We start from the raw sequence: 15946 nt of genomic DNA on the forward strand, positions 1-15946 counted from the left end.
TACTTGCGCTATCCATTGCCGTGATTGTGCGCCCCGCGTTGCAGGTATAGACTTTGCGCATTGTTCAGCAAAGGCCCCCTGCGGTCCTGTCGACCGCCCGCGAGCATGAAACCACCGATCCAGTTGCCCCTGGGTGTGCGCCTGCGCGATGACGCCACCTTCATCAACTACTATCCGGGCGCCAATGCTGCGGCATTGGGCTACGTCGAGCGGCTATGCGAAGCCGACGCCGGCTGGACCGAGAGCCTTATCTACCTGTGGGGCAAGCAGGGTGTTGGCCGTAGCCACCTGCTGCAGGCCGCCACCCACCGCTTCCAGCAGCGCGGCGAACCCGCTGTCTACCTGCCGCTGGCACAGTTGCTCGACCGCGGCGTAGAGTTGCTTGACTACCTCGCCCAGTACGAACTGGTGTGCATCGACGACCTGCATGTGATCGCCGGCAAGGCCGACTGGGAAGAGGCCATGTTCCACCTGTTCAACCGCCTGCGTGACAGCGGCCGGCGCCTGCTGCTGGCTGCCTCGGCATCGCCGCGCGAATTGCCGATCAAGCTGCCGGACCTGAAGTCGCGCCTGACCCTGGCGTTGGTTTTCCAGATGCGTGGCCTGTCTGACGAAGACAAGCTGCGTGCCTTGCAGCTGCGCGCTTCGCGCCGTGGCCTGCACCTCACCGACGAAGTCGGCCATTTCATCCTCACCCGTGGCGCGCGCAGCATGAGCGCATTGTTCGACCTGCTGGAGCGCCTCGATCAGGCTTCGCTGCAGGCACAGCGCAAGCTCACCATCCCTTTCCTCAAGGAAACCCTCGGCTGGTAACCCCCTGAAAACGCTGGGCCAGAGCGGCAAAACGAAAAAGTCACATCTTTTTCGATAAAATTTGCAAATGGCCATGATAGAGGGCATAGTTTCACCCTTCTAAAGGATTACAGACACGGTCGTGCCCATGCTGAAGCGCTTCGCACCCCTCGTGCCACTCGCACTCGTGACCCTGCTTATTGGCTGCGCGGCTCAAGGCCCGGCGTCTCATTCAGAGCCACAGCCTCAGGATCACACCCCGATCGCCGCACAGTCGGCAATCAAAGCCAAAGCCTCGCCCTCGTCGGTGTTCGGCGAGCCGGAAGAACTGGCCACCGAAGATGACCTGGCGTCCTTCTCCAGCAGCAAGCCTTACCAGCTTCCAGTCCTGGCTGACAGCATTCTCGAGCGCGGCATGTCGTTGATCGGCACCCGCTACCGCTTTGGTGGTACCTCGGAAAAGTCTGGCTTCGACTGCAGTGGCTTCATCGGCTACCTGTTCCGCGAGGAGGCTGGTATGACCCTGCCACGCTCCACGCGTGAAATGATCAACGTCGATGCCCCTAAAGTGGCGCGCAACAAGCTCAAGCCAGGTGACCTGCTGTTCTTCAGTACCAATGGCCGCGGTCGCGTCAGCCATGCCGGCATCTACCTGGGTGATAACCAATTCATCCACTCCAGCAGCCGCCGTAGCGGTGGCGTGCGCATCGACAGCCTCGGTGATCGCTACTGGAGCAAGACCTTCATTGAGGCCAAGCGTGCCCTGGCCATGGCGCCGACGAATATCGCGCGCAACTGATGGCCAAATGATATATCCTGCCGCGGCGGCGATGCTTTGAAAAAAGCTCGCCGCCGTGCGCATTTACAGAAAGCGTCTAATCTAAATTCTCAACTCTTTTCGGCTGCTGCGCAGCGGTCTCAGACAGGATGTTCTGGCCATGATAAAGATGGCGCGCTTCGCATTTCTCTCCTTGGCAGCCTTGCTGGCTGCCTGCTCCAGCCGTGCGCCTGCGCCGGCCCCTGTGGTACAGCCGCAGGTGACCTACAGCCAGCCCAGCCCTTCGCCGATTGCAGACGACGTGTTGATTCGCGCCATCGGTCTGGTTGGCACGCCTTATCGCTGGGGTGGCAACACGCCGGACTCTGGCTTTGACTGCAGCGGGTTGATCAAGTACGTCTACCGAGATGCCGCCGGCATCAGCTTGCCGCGTTCGACGCGGGAAATGATCGTGATGCGTGCACCCACGGTGGATGCCAAGTCGTTGCAGTCGGGTGATTTGGTGTTCTTCGCCACCAGCGGCGGCTCGCAGGTCAGCCATGCCGGCATCTACGTCGGCGAGGGGCGCTTCGTGCATGCACCTTCTACTGGCGGTACGGTGCGCCTGGACTACCTGTCGAACAGCTACTGGGCCAAGGCTTACCTGCAGGCCAAGCGGGTGATCCCGCAAGGGCACCTGGCTCAGAACCCCTGAGGGGCGGGCGGCAGGTTCGGTTGACAGGCTGGCTCACCACGCCTTGAAGCTTGAATCGGGAAAGTGCTGGTTTTAATGGCGCGCATAGTCCATTTGCGATGGCGCCTCTGACTCACCTTTTCGCCCTTACGGCGAGTCACTTTTTGTCAACGCGACAAAAAGGGATCCGCCGTAAGGGCGGAAAGGTGAGTAGGCGCCACTATCGCGAATGAATGTCTGCGTGATGTGAAAGCCCACAACCCAAAAGCCCAAAAGCCCAAAAGCCAAAGCGCCGGTTCCCTTTGAAAAAATGAATGCTGACGGTGATACCGCCCCCCGCCGTCAAGCAAAACGCCTGTTCGACAGCGAACGGGCCGCTTGGATTGACGCTATGGGTGCAACCCTCTAACCTTCGCGCGTGTTTCAGGTGCCCTGCCAGCCTCGACTGCGCAGGGTGAAACTGGGAAGCCGGTGGGCGCCAGCGTGGCGCGATTCCGGCGCTGCCCCCGCAACGGTAGGTGAGTCGCGGCCGCGCATGGCCACTGGGTGCCAACACCCGGGAAGGCGCGCAGGCCAGGGCCAAGGCCCGCTCACAAGCCCGGAGACCGGCCTGATATCTGCCAACGGCATCACGGAGGGTGATGCGCGGTGCACCGTGGCGCTTGCCATGGCCCCTGCGCGCTCTCCGTCTGCCTGCCTATTACCTGTCGTCGCGCGTTGCCGCGGTGCCAGCCAGCGGAGAACCCTGATGAGCGAATCCACCGAACGCGACGAACGCCACCTGGCGCGTATGCAGCGCAAGAAGGCGGTCATCGACGAACGTATCGCCAACTCCCCCAACGAATGCGGCTTGCTGCTGGTGCTAACCGGCAATGGCAAGGGCAAGAGCAGCTCGGCTTTCGGCATGCTCGCGCGCGCGTTGGGCCATGGCATGCAGTGCGGCGTGGTGCAGTTCATCAAGGGCCGCAACAGCACCGGCGAAGAGCTGTTTTTCCGGCGCTTTCCCGAGCAGGTGCGCTACCACGTGATGGGCGAAGGCTTTACCTGGGAAACCCAGGACCGTCAACGCGACATCGCTGCGGCCGAAGCGGCCTGGGCGGTGTCGCGTCAGCTGTTGCAGGACCCGAACGTGCAGTTCGTGGTGCTGGACGAGCTGAACATTGCGCTCAAGCATGGCTACCTCGACCTCGATCAGGTGTTGTCCGACATCCAGGCTCGCCCGCCGATGCAGCATGTGATCGTCACTGGTCGTGCAGCCAAGCCTGAAATGATCGAACTGGCCGACACCGTGACCGAAATGGGCATGCTCAAGCATGCCTTCCAGGCCGGCATCCGCGCACAGAAGGGCGTCGAACTGTGAGCCAGGCGCGCCATTGCCCCGCCGTGTTGATCGCGGCACCCGCTTCTGGCCAGGGCAAGACAACGGTCACTGCCGCACTGGCCCGCCTGCACCGAAATCTCGGGCGCAAGGTGCGGGTGTTCAAGTGCGGGCCGGACTTCCTTGACCCGATGATCCTGGAAAGGGCCAGCGGCGCGCCGGTGTACCAGCTGGACCTGTGGATGATCGGCGCGGAGGAAAGCCGCCGGCTGTTGTGGGAAGCCGCCGGGGAGGCCGACCTGATCCTGATCGAAGGCGTGATGGGGCTGTTCGATGGCACCCCGTCCAGCGCCGACCTGGCGCGCCATTTTGGCGTACCGGTGCTGGCGGTGATCGATGGCACGGCCATGGCCCAGACCTTCGGTGCATTGGCCCTGGGCCTGGCGCGTTACCAGGCCGACTTGCCGTTTGCCGGCGTGCTGGCCAACCGGGTGGGCAGCCTGCGCCACGCACAATTGCTGGAGGGCAGCCTGACCGAAGGCCTGCGCTGGTATGGCGGTTTGTCCCGCGAGCGCGGCATCGAGCTGCCCAGCCGCCACCTGGGGCTGGTCCAGGCCAGTGAGTTGAATGACCTGGATGCCCGTCTGGATGCCGCTGCCGAGGCGCTAGGTGCCAGTTGTGACGCCGCCTTGCCGCCGCCGGTGAGCTTTGCCGCACCGCCGCCGCAAGCCTGCGTGGCCGCGCTGGCCGGTGTGCGAATCGGCGTGGCGCGGGACGAGGCCTTCGCCTTTACCTATGGCGCCAACCTCGACCTGCTGCGCAACCTCGGTGCCCATCTGGAATTCTTCTCGCCGTTGCACGATCGCGAGTTGCCGGAGGTCGATAGCCTGTACCTGCCGGGCGGCTACCCGGAGCTGCATCACCGGGCGCTGGCAGCGAACGCATCGATGTGCGAGGCGATCCGCACCCACCACGCACAGGGTAAGCCGTTGTTGGCCGAATGCGGCGGCATGCTGTACCTGCTCGATGCCTTGACCGATGTGGCAGGCGAACGCGCCGAACTGCTTGGCCTGCTGTCGGGCGAAGCAACCATGCAGAAGCGCCTGGCGGCCCTGGCCCTGCAGGCGGTGGAGTTACCGGAAGGCACCTTGCGAGGGCACACCTATCACCATTCGCTGACCAGCACCGGGCTGGAGCCGATTGCCCGCGGCCTGAGCCCCAATGGCGGGCGCGGCAACGAAGCGGTGTACCGTCTGGGGCGGTTGACGGCCTCCTACGTGCACTTCTACTTCCCTTCCAACCCGGATGCGGCGGCGGCGCTGTTGCGACCATGAGCGAACACGCTTTCAGCGACACCGAGCGCGCCGCCATCTACCGCGTCATCGGCGAGCGCCGGGATATGCGCCACTTCGCTGGCGGCCAGGTTGAGCCTGCATTGCTGGGTCGCCTGCTGGCCGCTGCGCACCAGGCGCCCAGCGTCGGGCTCATGCAGCCTTGGCGCTTCATCCGCATTACCCGGCGCGAGCTGCGTGGGCAGATCCAGGCCTTGGTTGAGACGGAGCGCGTGCGCACTGCCGCGGCATTGGGCGAACGCTCCGACGACTTCATGAAGCTGAAGGTGGAAGGCATCAACGACTGTGCCGAATTGCTGGTGGCAGCCTTGATGGATAACCGCGAACCGCACATTTTCGGCCGCCGCACCCTGCCGGAAATGGACCTGGCCTCGCTGGCCTGTGCCATCCAGAACCTGTGGCTGGCAGCCCGTGGCGAAGGGCTGGGGATGGGCTGGGTGTCGCTGTTCGACCCGCTTGAACTGGCGGCGCTGCTGGGTATGCCTGCGGGTGCCAAGCCGGTCGCGGTGCTGTGCCTGGGCCCGGTCACCGAGTTTTACCCAGTGCCGATGCTGGTGCAGGAAAACTGGGCCGAAGCACGGCCCTTGAGTGAAATGCTGTTTGAGAACCAATGGGGAGAGCAGCAATGAGCGTGGCCTTGCTCACCGTGGCCGGGGTGGCCCTGGATGCATTGCTGGGCGAACCGCAGCGGCGCCATCCACTGGTGGCCTTCGGCAAGATGGCCAGCAACCTCGAGCGCCGATTGAATGCTGGCGGTCGTGGTTGGCGCAGTCATGGCGTGAGCGCCTGGGTTCTGGCGGTATTACCGCTGACCCTGGTGGCGCTGGTGCTGTCCTGGCTGCCGTATGTCGGCTGGCTGGTGGATGTGCTGGCGTTGTACTGTGCGGTGGGGTTGCGCAGCCTGGGCGAGCATGTGCTGCCGGTAGCCAACGCCTTGCGTCAGGGTGACCTGGAGGAGGCGCGGCGCCGGGTCGGCTTTCTGGTCAGCCGTGAAACCCGCGAACTGGACGAGCCGGCGGTGGCCCGGGCGGCCACCGAGTCGGTACTGGAGAACGGCAGCGATGCCGTGTTCGCTGCGCTGTTCTGGTTTGTCGTGGCTGGCGCACCAGGCGTGGTGCTGTACCGCCTGAGCAATACCCTGGATGCCATGTGGGGCTACCGCAACGAACGCTTCGAGCGCTTTGGCTGGTGTGCCGCGCGCATCGACGACGTCCTCAACTATATTCCCGCAAGGCTGGTGGCGCTGACCTATGCGTTGCTCGGCAAGACCCGCCTGGCCCTGGCCTGCTGGCGCAGGCAGGGCCCGCTGTGGGACAGCCCCAACGCCGGGCCGGTGATGGCTGCCGGCGCCGGGGCGCTGGGCGTGGAGCTCGGTGGCCCGGCGGTGTACCACGGCGAACTGCACGAGCGGCCTCGCCTGGGCGAAGGGCCGGTGGCCGATGCCGACGCCATCGAACGCGGTTGGGGCCTGGTGCAGCGCGGCGTATGGCTGTGGCTGCTGGTGATCTGCCTGGGGGCTTATATCAATGCTTGAACACGGTGGTCGCCTGCTGCGCGCGGTGCGCCAATACGGAATTGCCCGCGAGCAGTGGCTCGACTTGTCCAGCGGCATTGCGCCCTGGCCGTTCCCAATCCCGGCAATTCCGCTCGATGCCTGGGCCCGCCTGCCGGAAACCGAGGACGGCCTGGAAGACAGCGCGCGTGCCTATTATGGCGCCAGCCAGTTGCTGCCGGTGGCCGGCTCGCAGGCGGCCATTCAGGCGTTGCCGCTGATGCGCGCAGCCTGCCGGGTCGGGGTGCTTTCACCCTGTTATGCCGAGCATCCGTATGCCTGGCAGCGCGCAGGGCATCAGCTGGTGGAGCTGGGCGAAAGCCAAGTGGAGGCTGCGCTCGACAGCCTCGACGTGCTGGTGCTGGTCAACCCCAACAACCCCACCGGGCACCGAGTGCCGCGTGATCGCCTGCTGGCCTGGCATGCTCGTCTGGCCGCGCGGGGTGGCTGGCTGCTGGTTGATGAAGCCTTCATGGACAACACCCCGGCCGGCAGCGTGATGGACTGCGCCGAGCGCCCGGGCCTGATCGTGCTGCGCTCGTTCGGCAAGTTCTTCGGCCTGGCCGGGGTACGCCTTGGTTTCGTCGCTGCCGAACACAGCCTGCTGCTGCGGCTGGCCGAATGGCTTGGGCCATGGACGGTGAATGGCCCGACCCGGGTGTTGGCGCAGGCCAGCCTGGCTGATCAGGCTGCGCAGCGTACGCAGATCGAACGCTGTGCCGCGGCCAGCCACCGGCTCGCAGCGATGCTGAGCGGTGCCGGCCTGGCGCCCACTGGTGGCTGCGACCTGTTCCAGTACGTGCGCAGCGAAGGTGCTGCGCGATTGCACGACTTTCTCGCCCGCCGCGGCATCCTGGTGCGCCTGTTCGAACACCCTGCGGCGGTGCGCCTGGGCCTGCCTGCCTCTGAAGGGGATGAGCAGCGCCTGGCGCTGGCTTTGGCGGCCTATCAAAAGGAAACGGCATGACCACCCTCATGGTGCAAGGCACCACTTCCGACGCCGGCAAGAGCACGCTGGTGACTGCGCTGTGCCGCTGGCTGTTGCGCCAGGGTATCGGTGTGGTGCCGTTCAAGCCGCAGAACATGGCGTTGAACAGTGCCGTGACCGCCGATGGCGGTGAAATCGGCCGCGCCCAGGCGGTGCAGGCCCAGGCCTGCCGGTTGGCGCCGCATACCGACATGAACCCCGTGCTGCTCAAGCCCAACAGCGATACCGGCGCCCAGGTGATCATCCACGGCCGCGCCGTTACCAGCATGAACGCGGTGGCCTATCACGATTACAAGGCTATCGCCATGCAGGCAGTGTTGGCCTCGCACCAACGCCTGAGTGCCGCCTGGCCGGTAGTGATGGTCGAAGGCGCAGGGTCGCCGGCGGAGATCAACCTGCGTGCTGGCGACATCGCCAACATGGGTTTTGCCGAAGCAGTGGACTGCCCGGTGATCCTGGTCGCCGATATCAACCGTGGTGGGGTGTTCGCCCACCTGGTGGGCACCCTGGAGCTGCTTTCGCCCAGTGAGCAGGCTCGGGTGAAAGGGTTTGTGATCAACCGCTTCCGTGGCGACATCGCGCTGTTGCAGCCGGGGCTGGATTGGCTGGAGCAGCGCACCGGCAAACCGGTGCTGGGCGTACTGCCTTACGTCACCGACCTGCATCTGGAGGCCGAAGACGGTATCGACATGCGCCAGGGCGCGAAGCACGAACGCGTGCTCAAGGTGATCGTGCCGGTATTGCCGCGTATCAGTAACCACACCGATTTCGACCCACTGCGGCTGCACCCGCAGGTAGACCTGCAGTTCATCGGCCCGGGCCAGCCGATCCCCGCTGCCGACCTCATCATCCTGCCGGGCTCCAAAAGTGTGCGGGGCGATCTGGCGCAGTTGCGCGAGCGCGGCTGGGACAAGGCCATCGATCGGCATCTGCGCTATGGCGGCAAGCTGATCGGTATTTGCGGTGGCCTGCAGATGCTTGGCCGCGCGGTGCATGACCCGCTTGGGCTGGAGGGGGCTGCTGGCTCAAGCGCGGGGCTGGGCCTGTTCGATTACACCACGGTGCTTGAAGCAGAGAAGCAGCTGCGCAACGTGGCGGGCACGCTCAACCTTGAAGCCTCGCCGGTCAGCGGTTACGAGATCCATGCCGGAGTCACCACCGGCCCGGCTCTGGAGCGGCCTGCCATGCGGTTGGCAGATGGCCGCTGCGATGGCGCCATCAGTGCCGACGGGCAGGTGCTTGCCACCTACCTGCATGGTCTGTTCGAAGGTAGCCAGTCGTGCGCTGCGTTGCTGCGCTGGGCGGGTTTGGAGGATGTGCAGATGATTGATTACGAGGCCCTGCGCGAGCGCGATATCGAGCGCCTGGCCGACCTGGTGGAAACGCACCTGGACACCGCGCGCCTGCGCCAGCTGTGTGGGGTGGCCTGAAATGCTTAACCTGATCCTTGGCGGCGCCCGTTCCGGCAAGAGCCGCCTGGCCGAACAGCTGGCCAGTGCCAGCGGGCTGCCGGTGACCTACATTGCCACCAGTCAGCCGCTGGATGGTGAAATGAACGAACGCGTTCAGCTGCACCGCCAGCGTCGCCCTGCTGATTGGGGGTTGATTGAAGAGCCTCTGGCCTTGGCCGCCGTGCTGCGCGCCGAGGCGGACGAAGGGCGCTGCTTGCTGGTCGATTGCCTGACTCTGTGGTTGACCAACCTGTTGATGCTCGAAGACGACCAGCGCCTGGCCGAGGAGCGTGATGCCTTGCTGGCTTGCCTGGATCAGTTGCCCGGCAGCCTCATTCTGGTCAGTAATGAAACCGGCCTGGGCGTGGTGCCCATGGGCGAGCTGACCCGGCGTTATGTCGACCTTGCCGGCGGGCTGCACCAAGCCGTGGCCGAGCGCTGTCAGCGCGTGGTGCTGACCGTGGCCGGCCTGCCCCTGATACTCAAAGGACCTGCTCTATGACTCAAGCCTGGTGGCGCGAAGCCTGCCAACCTCTCGACAACGCCGCCATGGACAAGGCCCGCGCCCGTCAGCAACAGCTGACCAAACCTGCCGGCTCGCTGGGCCAGCTCGAAGGCCTGGCCATTCAGCTGGCTGGCTTGCAGGGGCAAGAACGCCCCACGCTCGATAAGGCCGCGATCGGCATTTTTGCCGGCGACCACGGCGTGGTCGAGGAGGGCATCTCGGCTTACCCGCAGGCGGTGACCGGGCAGATGCTGCGCAACTTCGTCGGCGGTGGCGCCGCTATCAGCGTGCTGGCGAGGCAACTGCAGGCCAACCTGGACGTGGTCGACCTCGGCACCATCGACCCACAGCTGGAACTGCCCGGGGTGCGCCATCTGCGCCTCGGCGCCGGCACCGCCAACTTTGCCCGCCAGCCGGCGATGACCGAGGCGCAACTGCAAGCCGCCTTGCAGGCCGGGCGCGAGGGCGCGCTGCGTGCAGCCGAACAGGGCGCGCAGTTGTTCATCGGTGGCGAAATGGGCATTGGCAACACCACCGCGGCTGCGGCCTTGGCCAGCGTCCTGCTGGGCTGCCCGGCAGCAGAACTGAGCGGACCCGGCACCGGCTTGGACAACGCCGGGGTGCGGCACAAGGCTGAGGTCATCGAGCGGGCGTTGCAACTGCATGGCTTGCGTGCCGAGGAGCCGCTGCAAGCGTTGGCTTGTGTGGGTGGTTTCGAGATCGCCGCGCTGGCCGGCGCCTACCTCGGCTGCGCGCAGGCAGGCGTCGTGGTGCTGGTGGACGGCTTCATCTGCAGCGTCGCTGCGCTGGTGGCGGTACGCCTCAACCCGCAGTGCCGGGCCTGGTTGCTGTTCGCCCACCAAGGCGCCGAGCCTGGGCACAAGGCCTTGCTCGCTGCGCTGCAGGCTGAGCCGCTGCTGGCCCTGGGCCTGCGCCTGGGCGAGGGCAGTGGCGCTGCCTTGGCAGTGCCACTGTTGCGCCTGGCCTGTGCACTGCACGGGCAGATGGCGACCTTTGCCGAGGCCGCGGTGGCGGACCGCCCGGCATGATCCTCGACCTGCTGCGCCACGGTGAAACCGAGCAGGGCGGCCTGCGCGGCAGCCTTGACGATGCCTTGACTGAAAAGGGCTGGGCGCAGATGCGCAGTGCCGTGGCCGAGGCCGGCCCGTGGCAGGTGCTGGTCAGCTCGCCGCTGCAGCGTTGTGCGCGTTTTGCCGATGAGCTGGGTGCGCGTCTGGATGTGGCGGTGCAGCGCGAACCGCGGTTGCAGGAGCTGCATTTTGGCGATTGGGAAGGCCGCAGCGCTGCGCAGATCATGGAAACCCAGGCGGATGCACTCGGGCGCTTCTGGGCTGACCCCTACGCCTTCACGCCGCCCAATGGTGAGCCGGTCGAAGCGTTCTCCGAGCGTGTGTTAGCGGCAGTCGAGGGTTTGCGCCTTCAACATGCCGGCAAGCGCGTGCTGCTGGTCACCCATGGTGGAGTGATGCGCCTGCTGCTGGCCCGTGCCCGTGGTTTGCCGAGAGAGCACTTGCTGCAGGTCGAGGTCGGGCATGGCGCGTTGATGCGGCTGGTTTGGGGTGACAGCGGGCAGTGGGTCGAGGAAGTTTGAGATGTTGCCTTTCTGGATAGCCTTGCAGTTCCTCAGCAGCCTGCCGGTGAGCCTGCCGGGCATGCCGGCGCCGCGTGATACCGGGCGCTCATTGTTGTGCTATCCGCTGGTCGGGCTGCTGTTCGGCTTGCTGTTGTGGCTGGCCAGCCATCTGCTGCAAGGCACGTCGGCGCCGCTGCATGCGGCGTTGCTGCTGACGCTGTGGGTGCTGCTCAGTGGTGCCTTGCACCTGGATGGCCTGGCGGACAGCGCCGATGCCTGGCTAGGCGGCTTTGGCGACCGTGAGCGCACCTTGCGCATCATGAAGGATCCGCGCAGTGGGCCCATTGCCGTGGTCACCCTGGTGGTGGTGCTGCTGCTGAAGTTTTGCGCCCTGTGGGTACTGGTAGAGCAGGGGGTTGGCGCGCAGTTGCTGCTGGCGCCGCTGATCGGGCGGGCGGCGATGCTGGGGTTGTTTCTCTGCACGCCTTATGTTCGGCCAGGTGGCTTGGGCCAGGCGCTGGCCGAGTACCTGCCCCGACGTGCAGCCGGGTGGGTGTTGCTGGGCACTGCGCTGTTCTGCCTGTGCCTGGGCGGATGGGCTGTGCTGCTGGCGCTGATGGTGTTCGCCTGGTTGCGGCAGATGATGTGTCGGCGCTTGGGCGGGACCACCGGGGATACCGCAGGCGCAATGCTGGAGCTGCTCGAACTGACCGTAGTGCTGGCGCTGGCATTGGGCATTTGAGCCGTTGCCTTGCGCAGCTTCTGCAGGCGCAAACTGTCGAAGGTGAGGCGTTTCTGTAAGACGTTTCTGAGCAGAAACGGATGGTAACTGTCTGGAAAAACCCAGAAACTGCGCAGATCTTTCAGTTGGCTTATGCTTCCAGATTTGGTCGAAGGGGAGGATCTGCCCATGCGTCATTACATGCTCACGATCATGTTGATAGCCATGAGTCCCGCTGTGTTTGCAGCTGACCTCATGGCGTTCTGGGACGCCCCCCGCCACGGCGGTAACAGCTTCAACCGATTGCCACCCGACCAAGCCTATTTCGATGCCTTGAGCGGCTACGGTGCCACCTGGGTGCGGCTTTCCTACGACAAATGGCAACCGGCAGACCGTGACTTCCTCCTCGGCAACGCTGATTCCTATGTCGGCCTGCCCGCTGCCGATTTGGCGACGCTACGCGCCACGCTCGACCGTGCGCACCAGGCGGGGCTGAAGGTGGTCATCGCGCCGCTCTCGCTGCCCGGTATGCGTTGGTCGCAAAACAATCAGGGCCGCTTCGATGACCGGCTGTGGCAGGACAAGCGCTTCTGGTCACAGGCTGCAGGTTTCTGGCAGGACATGGCGCGTGAACTGAAAGGTCACCCGGCCATCGCCGCCTACAACCTGATCAATGAGCCTGCGCCAGAAAAGCACAGCGACTTGGCCGAGCATGCTGACCCTGGGCGGATGCAGCAGTGGTATGCCCGAGAACAGGGCGGTGCGCGTGATCTGCCAGCGTTATACCGGCAACTGATAGCGGCCATTCGCGAGGAGGACACTGACACGCCGATCATGGTCGATGCCGGCTGGTTCGCGGCTGCAGATGCATTCGCATACTGGCCGAGCGCCCTGGAAGACCAGCGGGTACTGTACAGCGTGCACATGTACGAGCCTTATCATGTCACCAGTTCCCCCAACATGGCGCGCAAGCAGCCCATCGCCTATCCCGGCCCCGCACCGTTTGCCGGGCAAACCCAGCACTGGAATAGGCAGCGCGTGGAGCAGTACCTGCAGCAACCAATGGCGTGGGCAGAGGCCATGAACGTGCCGCGTTCACGCCTGGTGGTGGGCGAGTTCGGCTGCATGCGCCGGTTGCCGGGTTGCCCGCAGTATCTCGAGGACGTGCTCGGGGTCATGGAGCGCGATCAGTTGCACTGGGCGTTCTACAGCTTCCGCGAGGACAGCTGGGATGGCATGGATTACGAACTGGGGTCGGCCAAGGTGCCGTGGCGCTATTGGCAGGCGATTGACCAGGGGGCGCCGGACCCGTTGCCGCGCCAGGCCACGGTGGAGTTCGAGCCCATCCGCAAGCGCTTGGCCTCAGGTTGGGTTGAATCCAGACCATGAAATTGATTGCAACACTGGGGACGCGGGTATATACACGTACCCATGCTGACCAGTGAATGCATCTGTACCCATTTGCGTCGGGCCGCCCGTGGGGTGAGCCGGCATTACGACGAGGCCCTTGCCGGCTTCGGGGTCAATGTCGCGCAGTTTTCCCTGCTACGGCACCTGCAAAGGCTCGACCGCCCCAGCATTACCACCCTCGCGGAGGCCATGGGCCTTGAGCGCAGCACCTTGGGCCGTAACCTGCGGGTGCTGGAGGCCGAGGGGCTGGTGGCACTGGCCGGTGGCGACGACCAGCGCAACCGCGTGGTGCTATTGACCGATGCGGGTGTGCAGTTGCTGCAGGCAGCCCACCCCGCTTGGGAAAAGGCCCAGGTCGAGTTGGTGGCGCGGCTGGGGGAAGGGCAGCGGGATGAATTGGTGCGTTTGCTGGATCAACTGGCCTGAATCGATACGACTATGAGCGGGTATATACCCGCAAAAACCTTGTGATGTGCTGGAGATAACGACAATGACTTCGGTGTGGCGTACCAGCGGATGGGTATTGTTGGGGGCAGCTTTGATCCTGGCGCTGTCCCTGGGTGTGCGGCACGGCTTTGGCCTGTTCCTGGCACCCATGAGCGCCGATTTCGGCTGGGGGCGCGAGGTGTTCGCCTTCGCAATTGCCTTGCAGAACCTGATCTGGGGGCTGGCGCAGCCGTTCGCGGGTGCCCTGGCCGACCGCCTGGGCGCGGCAAAGGTAGTGATCATTGGCGGCATTCTGTATGCCGGCGGCCTGATCATGATGGGCATGGCCGACTCGGCTTGGTCGTTGTCGCTGAGTGCCGGCTTGCTGATCGGTATTGGCCTGTCCGGCACCTCGTTCTCAGTCATTCTGGGCGTGGTCGGGCGTGCAGTGCCTGCCGAGAAGCGCAGCATGGCCATGGGCATCGCCAGTGCCGCTGGCTCGTTCGGTCAGTTCGCCATGCTGCCGGGTACCCTGGGCCTGATCCAGTGGCTGGGCTGGTCGGCAGCGTTGCTGGTGCTGGGGTTGATGGTGGCGTTCATCGTGCCCTTCGTCGGCCTGCTGCGTGACCGCCCGCTGCCCAGTAGTGCTGCGGAGCAGACGCTGGGCCAGGCACTACGCGAGGCCTGCTCGCATTCGGGGTTCTGGTTGCTGGCGCTGGGCTTTTTTGTCTGTGGCTTCCAGGTCGTGTTCATTGGTGTGCACCTGCCGGCCTACCTGGTTGACCAGCACCTGGCCGCAACTACCGGTACCACGGTGCTGGCGTTGGTTGGCCTGTTCAATATCGTCGGTACCTTCACCGCTGGTTGGCTGGGCGGGCGCATGTCCAAGCCGCGCTTGCTGACCGGGCTGTACCTGTTGCGTGCGGTGGTGATCGTGCTGTTCCTGTGGGCGCCGGTGAGCGAGTTCAGTGCGTATCTGTTCGGCATCGCCATGGGCCTTTTGTGGCTTTCCACGGTGCCGCTGACCAATGGCACCGTGGCCACGGTGTTCGGCGTGCGCAACTTGTCCATGCTGGGCGGTATCGTGTTCCTGTTTCACCAGTTGGGTGCCTTCCTGGGTGGTTGGCTGGGCGGGGTCGTGTATGACCGTACCGGCAGCTACGACTTGGTCTGGCAAATTTCCATCCTGCTTAGCCTGTTGGCTGCAGCCCTTAACTGGCCCGTGCGCGAACGCCCGGTTGCCCGCCTGCAGGCACAGGCCGCATGAACCGCTACCTGACCCGTGGCTTGCTGGCCGTCGCTGCGCTGGCGCTATTGGCGCTGGTGTGGTGGGGGTGGCACCGGGGTGGGATGGCGTTGATGCAACTGGGCATGGGGGTTTGTTAGGCGATAGGGCTGCCTTTTCATGGCTCCCGGAAGCGGGTCTATTGCTTGGAGGTAGCGTTCGTTCAGTGTTGTGGGCGGGCAAGATGTCTGGATGCGTCGGCTATGGGTTCGTAACGTAAAGTGGGCATTCGTTTGGTTCTGGCGCTACCCTGCAGGTTCAAGGATTCAATGCGGGAGAACGAACCATGCGTGCACATGGGTTTGCGGTGCCGGTGCTAGCGTTACTTGCCAGTGCATCGAGCTGGGCTGCCGATTGCCCGGCGTTGTTGCAGGGCAGCTTGCCGGAGCTGCGGGGCAAGGGCCAGGTCGAGCTGTGCGAACGGTTTGCGGGCAAGCCGCTGGTGGTGGTGAATACTGCGAGTTACTGCGGGTTTGCGCCGCAGTTCGAGGGGCTTGAGGCGACTTACAAGCACTATCACGAGCAGGGCCTGGAGATGCTCGGCGTACCGTCCAATGACTTCAAGCAGGAAGACGCCGACAGCGAGAAGACCGCGAAGGTCTGTTATGCCAACTATGGCGTTACTTTCACCATGACCAAGACCCAGCCGGTGCGGGGTAAAGACGCGATACCACTGTTCGCCGAGCTGGCCAGCCAGAGTAGTGCGCCGAAGTGGAATTTCTACAAGTATGTTGTGGATCGCAAGGGCAAGGTGATCGGGAATTTCTCCAGCCTCACCAAGCCGGATGATCCAGCGTTCCGGGCAGCGATTGAAAAGGCTATCGCCTCGAAGCAGTAACCTGGTTGCCGGTTGCTGGTTGCTGGTTGCTGGTTGCTGGTTGCTGGTTGCTGGTTGCTGGTGCTTGCTTTGGCTCTAGCTCTTGCTTCGGTTTTTGATTCTGCTTCTAAGTGCGCGATAGTTCAGGCGACACAGGTTGCGACTTCAGTAGGCCGAGCGAAGGGCATGCGGAGGGAGGTGACGGGCATGGATGCCCGTCAAGCGCTGAGGCCCCATGGATGGGGCCTTCGGCGCGTACTCCCGGGAGCATGCCCGTAGCGAGG

18 protein-coding genes and 1 riboswitch are annotated in these 15946 nt (G+C 64.5%); all 18 genes read left to right on the forward strand.

What is annotated here, in order from left to right; all coding sequences use genetic code 11:
- The first annotated feature begins 105 nt into the window (after positions 1-105).
- The gene (gene hda, locus DMX11_RS20160; protein ID WP_003252443.1) at positions 106-813 is read left to right on the forward strand and encodes a DnaA regulatory inactivator Hda; all 708 of its coding nucleotides are present in this window, start codon (positions 106-108) and stop codon (positions 811-813) included.
- A gap of 127 nt (positions 814-940) precedes the next feature.
- Positions 941-1591: a C40 family peptidase gene (locus DMX11_RS20165; RefSeq protein ID WP_110746104.1), complete on the forward strand. Its 651-nt coding sequence runs from the start codon at positions 941-943 to the stop codon at positions 1589-1591.
- A gap of 139 nt (positions 1592-1730) precedes the next feature.
- On the forward strand, positions 1731-2264 hold the full coding sequence (locus tag DMX11_RS20170; RefSeq protein WP_110746105.1) for a C40 family peptidase: 534 nt from the start codon (positions 1731-1733) through the stop codon (positions 2262-2264).
- 387 nt (positions 2265-2651) lie between these two features.
- Positions 2652-2872, forward strand: a riboswitch (cobalamin riboswitch).
- Between the two features lie 119 nt (positions 2873-2991).
- Positions 2992-3603: a cob(I)yrinic acid a,c-diamide adenosyltransferase gene (gene cobO / locus DMX11_RS20175; protein WP_110746106.1), complete on the forward strand. Its 612-nt coding sequence runs from the start codon at positions 2992-2994 to the stop codon at positions 3601-3603.
- The gene (locus DMX11_RS20180; RefSeq protein ID WP_110746107.1) at positions 3600-4895 is read left to right on the forward strand and encodes a cobyrinate a,c-diamide synthase; all 1296 of its coding nucleotides are present in this window, start codon (positions 3600-3602) and stop codon (positions 4893-4895) included. The genes cobO and DMX11_RS20180 overlap by 4 nt, the downstream gene beginning before the upstream one ends.
- Entirely contained in the window at positions 4892-5542 is a 651-nt protein-coding gene (bluB, locus tag DMX11_RS20185) for a 5,6-dimethylbenzimidazole synthase (protein WP_110746108.1), read from the forward strand. The genes DMX11_RS20180 and bluB overlap by 4 nt, the downstream gene beginning before the upstream one ends.
- On the forward strand, positions 5539-6447 hold the full coding sequence (cbiB, locus tag DMX11_RS20190; protein ID WP_110746109.1) for an adenosylcobinamide-phosphate synthase CbiB: 909 nt from the start codon (positions 5539-5541) through the stop codon (positions 6445-6447). Before bluB ends, cbiB begins: the two co-directional genes overlap by 4 nt.
- The gene (gene cobD / locus DMX11_RS20195) at positions 6440-7432 is read left to right on the forward strand and encodes a threonine-phosphate decarboxylase CobD (protein ID WP_110746110.1); all 993 of its coding nucleotides are present in this window, start codon (positions 6440-6442) and stop codon (positions 7430-7432) included. Before cbiB ends, cobD begins: the two co-directional genes overlap by 8 nt.
- Positions 7429-8883, forward strand: coding sequence for a cobyric acid synthase (locus tag DMX11_RS20200; RefSeq protein WP_110746111.1), 1455 nt, complete (start codon positions 7429-7431; stop codon positions 8881-8883). Before cobD ends, DMX11_RS20200 begins: the two co-directional genes overlap by 4 nt.
- A 1-nt stretch (position 8884) precedes the next feature.
- Positions 8885-9406, forward strand: coding sequence for a bifunctional adenosylcobinamide kinase/adenosylcobinamide-phosphate guanylyltransferase (gene cobU, locus DMX11_RS20205; protein WP_110746112.1), 522 nt, complete (start codon positions 8885-8887; stop codon positions 9404-9406).
- Entirely contained in the window at positions 9403-10458 is a 1056-nt protein-coding gene (gene cobT, locus DMX11_RS20210; RefSeq protein ID WP_110746113.1) for a nicotinate-nucleotide--dimethylbenzimidazole phosphoribosyltransferase, read from the forward strand. Before cobU ends, cobT begins: the two co-directional genes overlap by 4 nt.
- On the forward strand, positions 10455-11021 hold the full coding sequence (locus DMX11_RS20215; protein WP_110746114.1) for a histidine phosphatase family protein: 567 nt from the start codon (positions 10455-10457) through the stop codon (positions 11019-11021). Before cobT ends, DMX11_RS20215 begins: the two co-directional genes overlap by 4 nt.
- Before the next feature lies 1 nt (position 11022).
- Entirely contained in the window at positions 11023-11745 is a 723-nt protein-coding gene (locus DMX11_RS20220) for an adenosylcobinamide-GDP ribazoletransferase (RefSeq protein WP_110746115.1), read from the forward strand.
- A 234-nt stretch (positions 11746-11979) separates the two neighbouring features.
- Complete coding sequence (locus DMX11_RS20225) at positions 11980-13113, forward strand: glycoside hydrolase family 5 protein (RefSeq protein ID WP_256590640.1); 1134 nt, start codon at positions 11980-11982, stop codon at positions 13111-13113.
- Positions 13114-13155: 42 nt separating this feature from the next.
- Positions 13156-13560, forward strand: coding sequence for a MarR family winged helix-turn-helix transcriptional regulator (locus DMX11_RS20230; protein ID WP_110746117.1), 405 nt, complete (start codon positions 13156-13158; stop codon positions 13558-13560).
- Between the two features lie 64 nt (positions 13561-13624).
- Positions 13625-14827, forward strand: coding sequence for an MFS transporter (locus tag DMX11_RS20235; protein WP_110746118.1), 1203 nt, complete (start codon positions 13625-13627; stop codon positions 14825-14827).
- Positions 14824-14946 carry a hypothetical protein gene (locus DMX11_RS26265; protein ID WP_256590639.1) on the forward strand — a complete coding sequence of 41 codons (123 nt, stop codon included), beginning with the start codon at positions 14824-14826 and terminating at the stop codon, positions 14944-14946. Before DMX11_RS20235 ends, DMX11_RS26265 begins: the two co-directional genes overlap by 4 nt.
- A gap of 185 nt (positions 14947-15131) precedes the next feature.
- A complete protein-coding gene (locus tag DMX11_RS20240) occupies positions 15132-15683 on the forward strand; it encodes a glutathione peroxidase (protein ID WP_110746119.1) in 552 nt (183 codons plus the stop codon).
- The last annotated feature ends 263 nt before the right edge of the window (positions 15684-15946 follow it).

The organism is Pseudomonas sp. LB-090624, assembly GCF_003205205.1.
Classification (GTDB): domain Bacteria; phylum Pseudomonadota; class Gammaproteobacteria; order Pseudomonadales; family Pseudomonadaceae; genus Aquipseudomonas.

What these genes read in the sequence shown, in the direction of transcription:
- hda (WP_003252443.1), top strand. Translation starts at nt 106, where the DNA reads ATGAAACCACCGATCCAGTTGCCCCTGGGTGTGCGCCTGCGCGATGAC.
- DMX11_RS20165 (WP_110746104.1), top strand. Translation starts at nt 941, where the DNA reads ATGCTGAAGCGCTTCGCACCCCTCGTGCCACTCGCACTCGTGACCCTG.
- DMX11_RS20170 (WP_110746105.1), top strand. Translation starts at nt 1,731, where the DNA reads ATGATAAAGATGGCGCGCTTCGCATTTCTCTCCTTGGCAGCCTTGCTG.
- cobO (WP_110746106.1), top strand. Translation starts at nt 2,992, where the DNA reads ATGAGCGAATCCACCGAACGCGACGAACGCCACCTGGCGCGTATGCAG.
- bluB (WP_110746108.1), top strand. Translation starts at nt 4,892, where the DNA reads ATGAGCGAACACGCTTTCAGCGACACCGAGCGCGCCGCCATCTACCGC.
- cbiB (WP_110746109.1), top strand. Translation starts at nt 5,539, where the DNA reads ATGAGCGTGGCCTTGCTCACCGTGGCCGGGGTGGCCCTGGATGCATTG.
- cobD (WP_110746110.1), top strand. Translation starts at nt 6,440, where the DNA reads ATGCTTGAACACGGTGGTCGCCTGCTGCGCGCGGTGCGCCAATACGGA.
- DMX11_RS20200 (WP_110746111.1), top strand. Translation starts at nt 7,429, where the DNA reads ATGACCACCCTCATGGTGCAAGGCACCACTTCCGACGCCGGCAAGAGC.
- cobU (WP_110746112.1), top strand. Translation starts at nt 8,885, where the DNA reads ATGCTTAACCTGATCCTTGGCGGCGCCCGTTCCGGCAAGAGCCGCCTG.
- cobT (WP_110746113.1), top strand. Translation starts at nt 9,403, where the DNA reads ATGACTCAAGCCTGGTGGCGCGAAGCCTGCCAACCTCTCGACAACGCC.
- DMX11_RS20215 (WP_110746114.1), top strand. Translation starts at nt 10,455, where the DNA reads ATGATCCTCGACCTGCTGCGCCACGGTGAAACCGAGCAGGGCGGCCTG.
- DMX11_RS20220 (WP_110746115.1), top strand. Translation starts at nt 11,023, where the DNA reads ATGTTGCCTTTCTGGATAGCCTTGCAGTTCCTCAGCAGCCTGCCGGTG.
- DMX11_RS20225 (WP_256590640.1), top strand. Translation starts at nt 11,980, where the DNA reads ATGGCGTTCTGGGACGCCCCCCGCCACGGCGGTAACAGCTTCAACCGA.
- DMX11_RS20230 (WP_110746117.1), top strand. Translation starts at nt 13,156, where the DNA reads ATGCTGACCAGTGAATGCATCTGTACCCATTTGCGTCGGGCCGCCCGT.
- DMX11_RS20235 (WP_110746118.1), top strand. Translation starts at nt 13,625, where the DNA reads ATGACTTCGGTGTGGCGTACCAGCGGATGGGTATTGTTGGGGGCAGCT.
- DMX11_RS26265 (WP_256590639.1), top strand. Translation starts at nt 14,824, where the DNA reads ATGAACCGCTACCTGACCCGTGGCTTGCTGGCCGTCGCTGCGCTGGCG.
- DMX11_RS20240 (WP_110746119.1), top strand. Translation starts at nt 15,132, where the DNA reads ATGCGTGCACATGGGTTTGCGGTGCCGGTGCTAGCGTTACTTGCCAGT.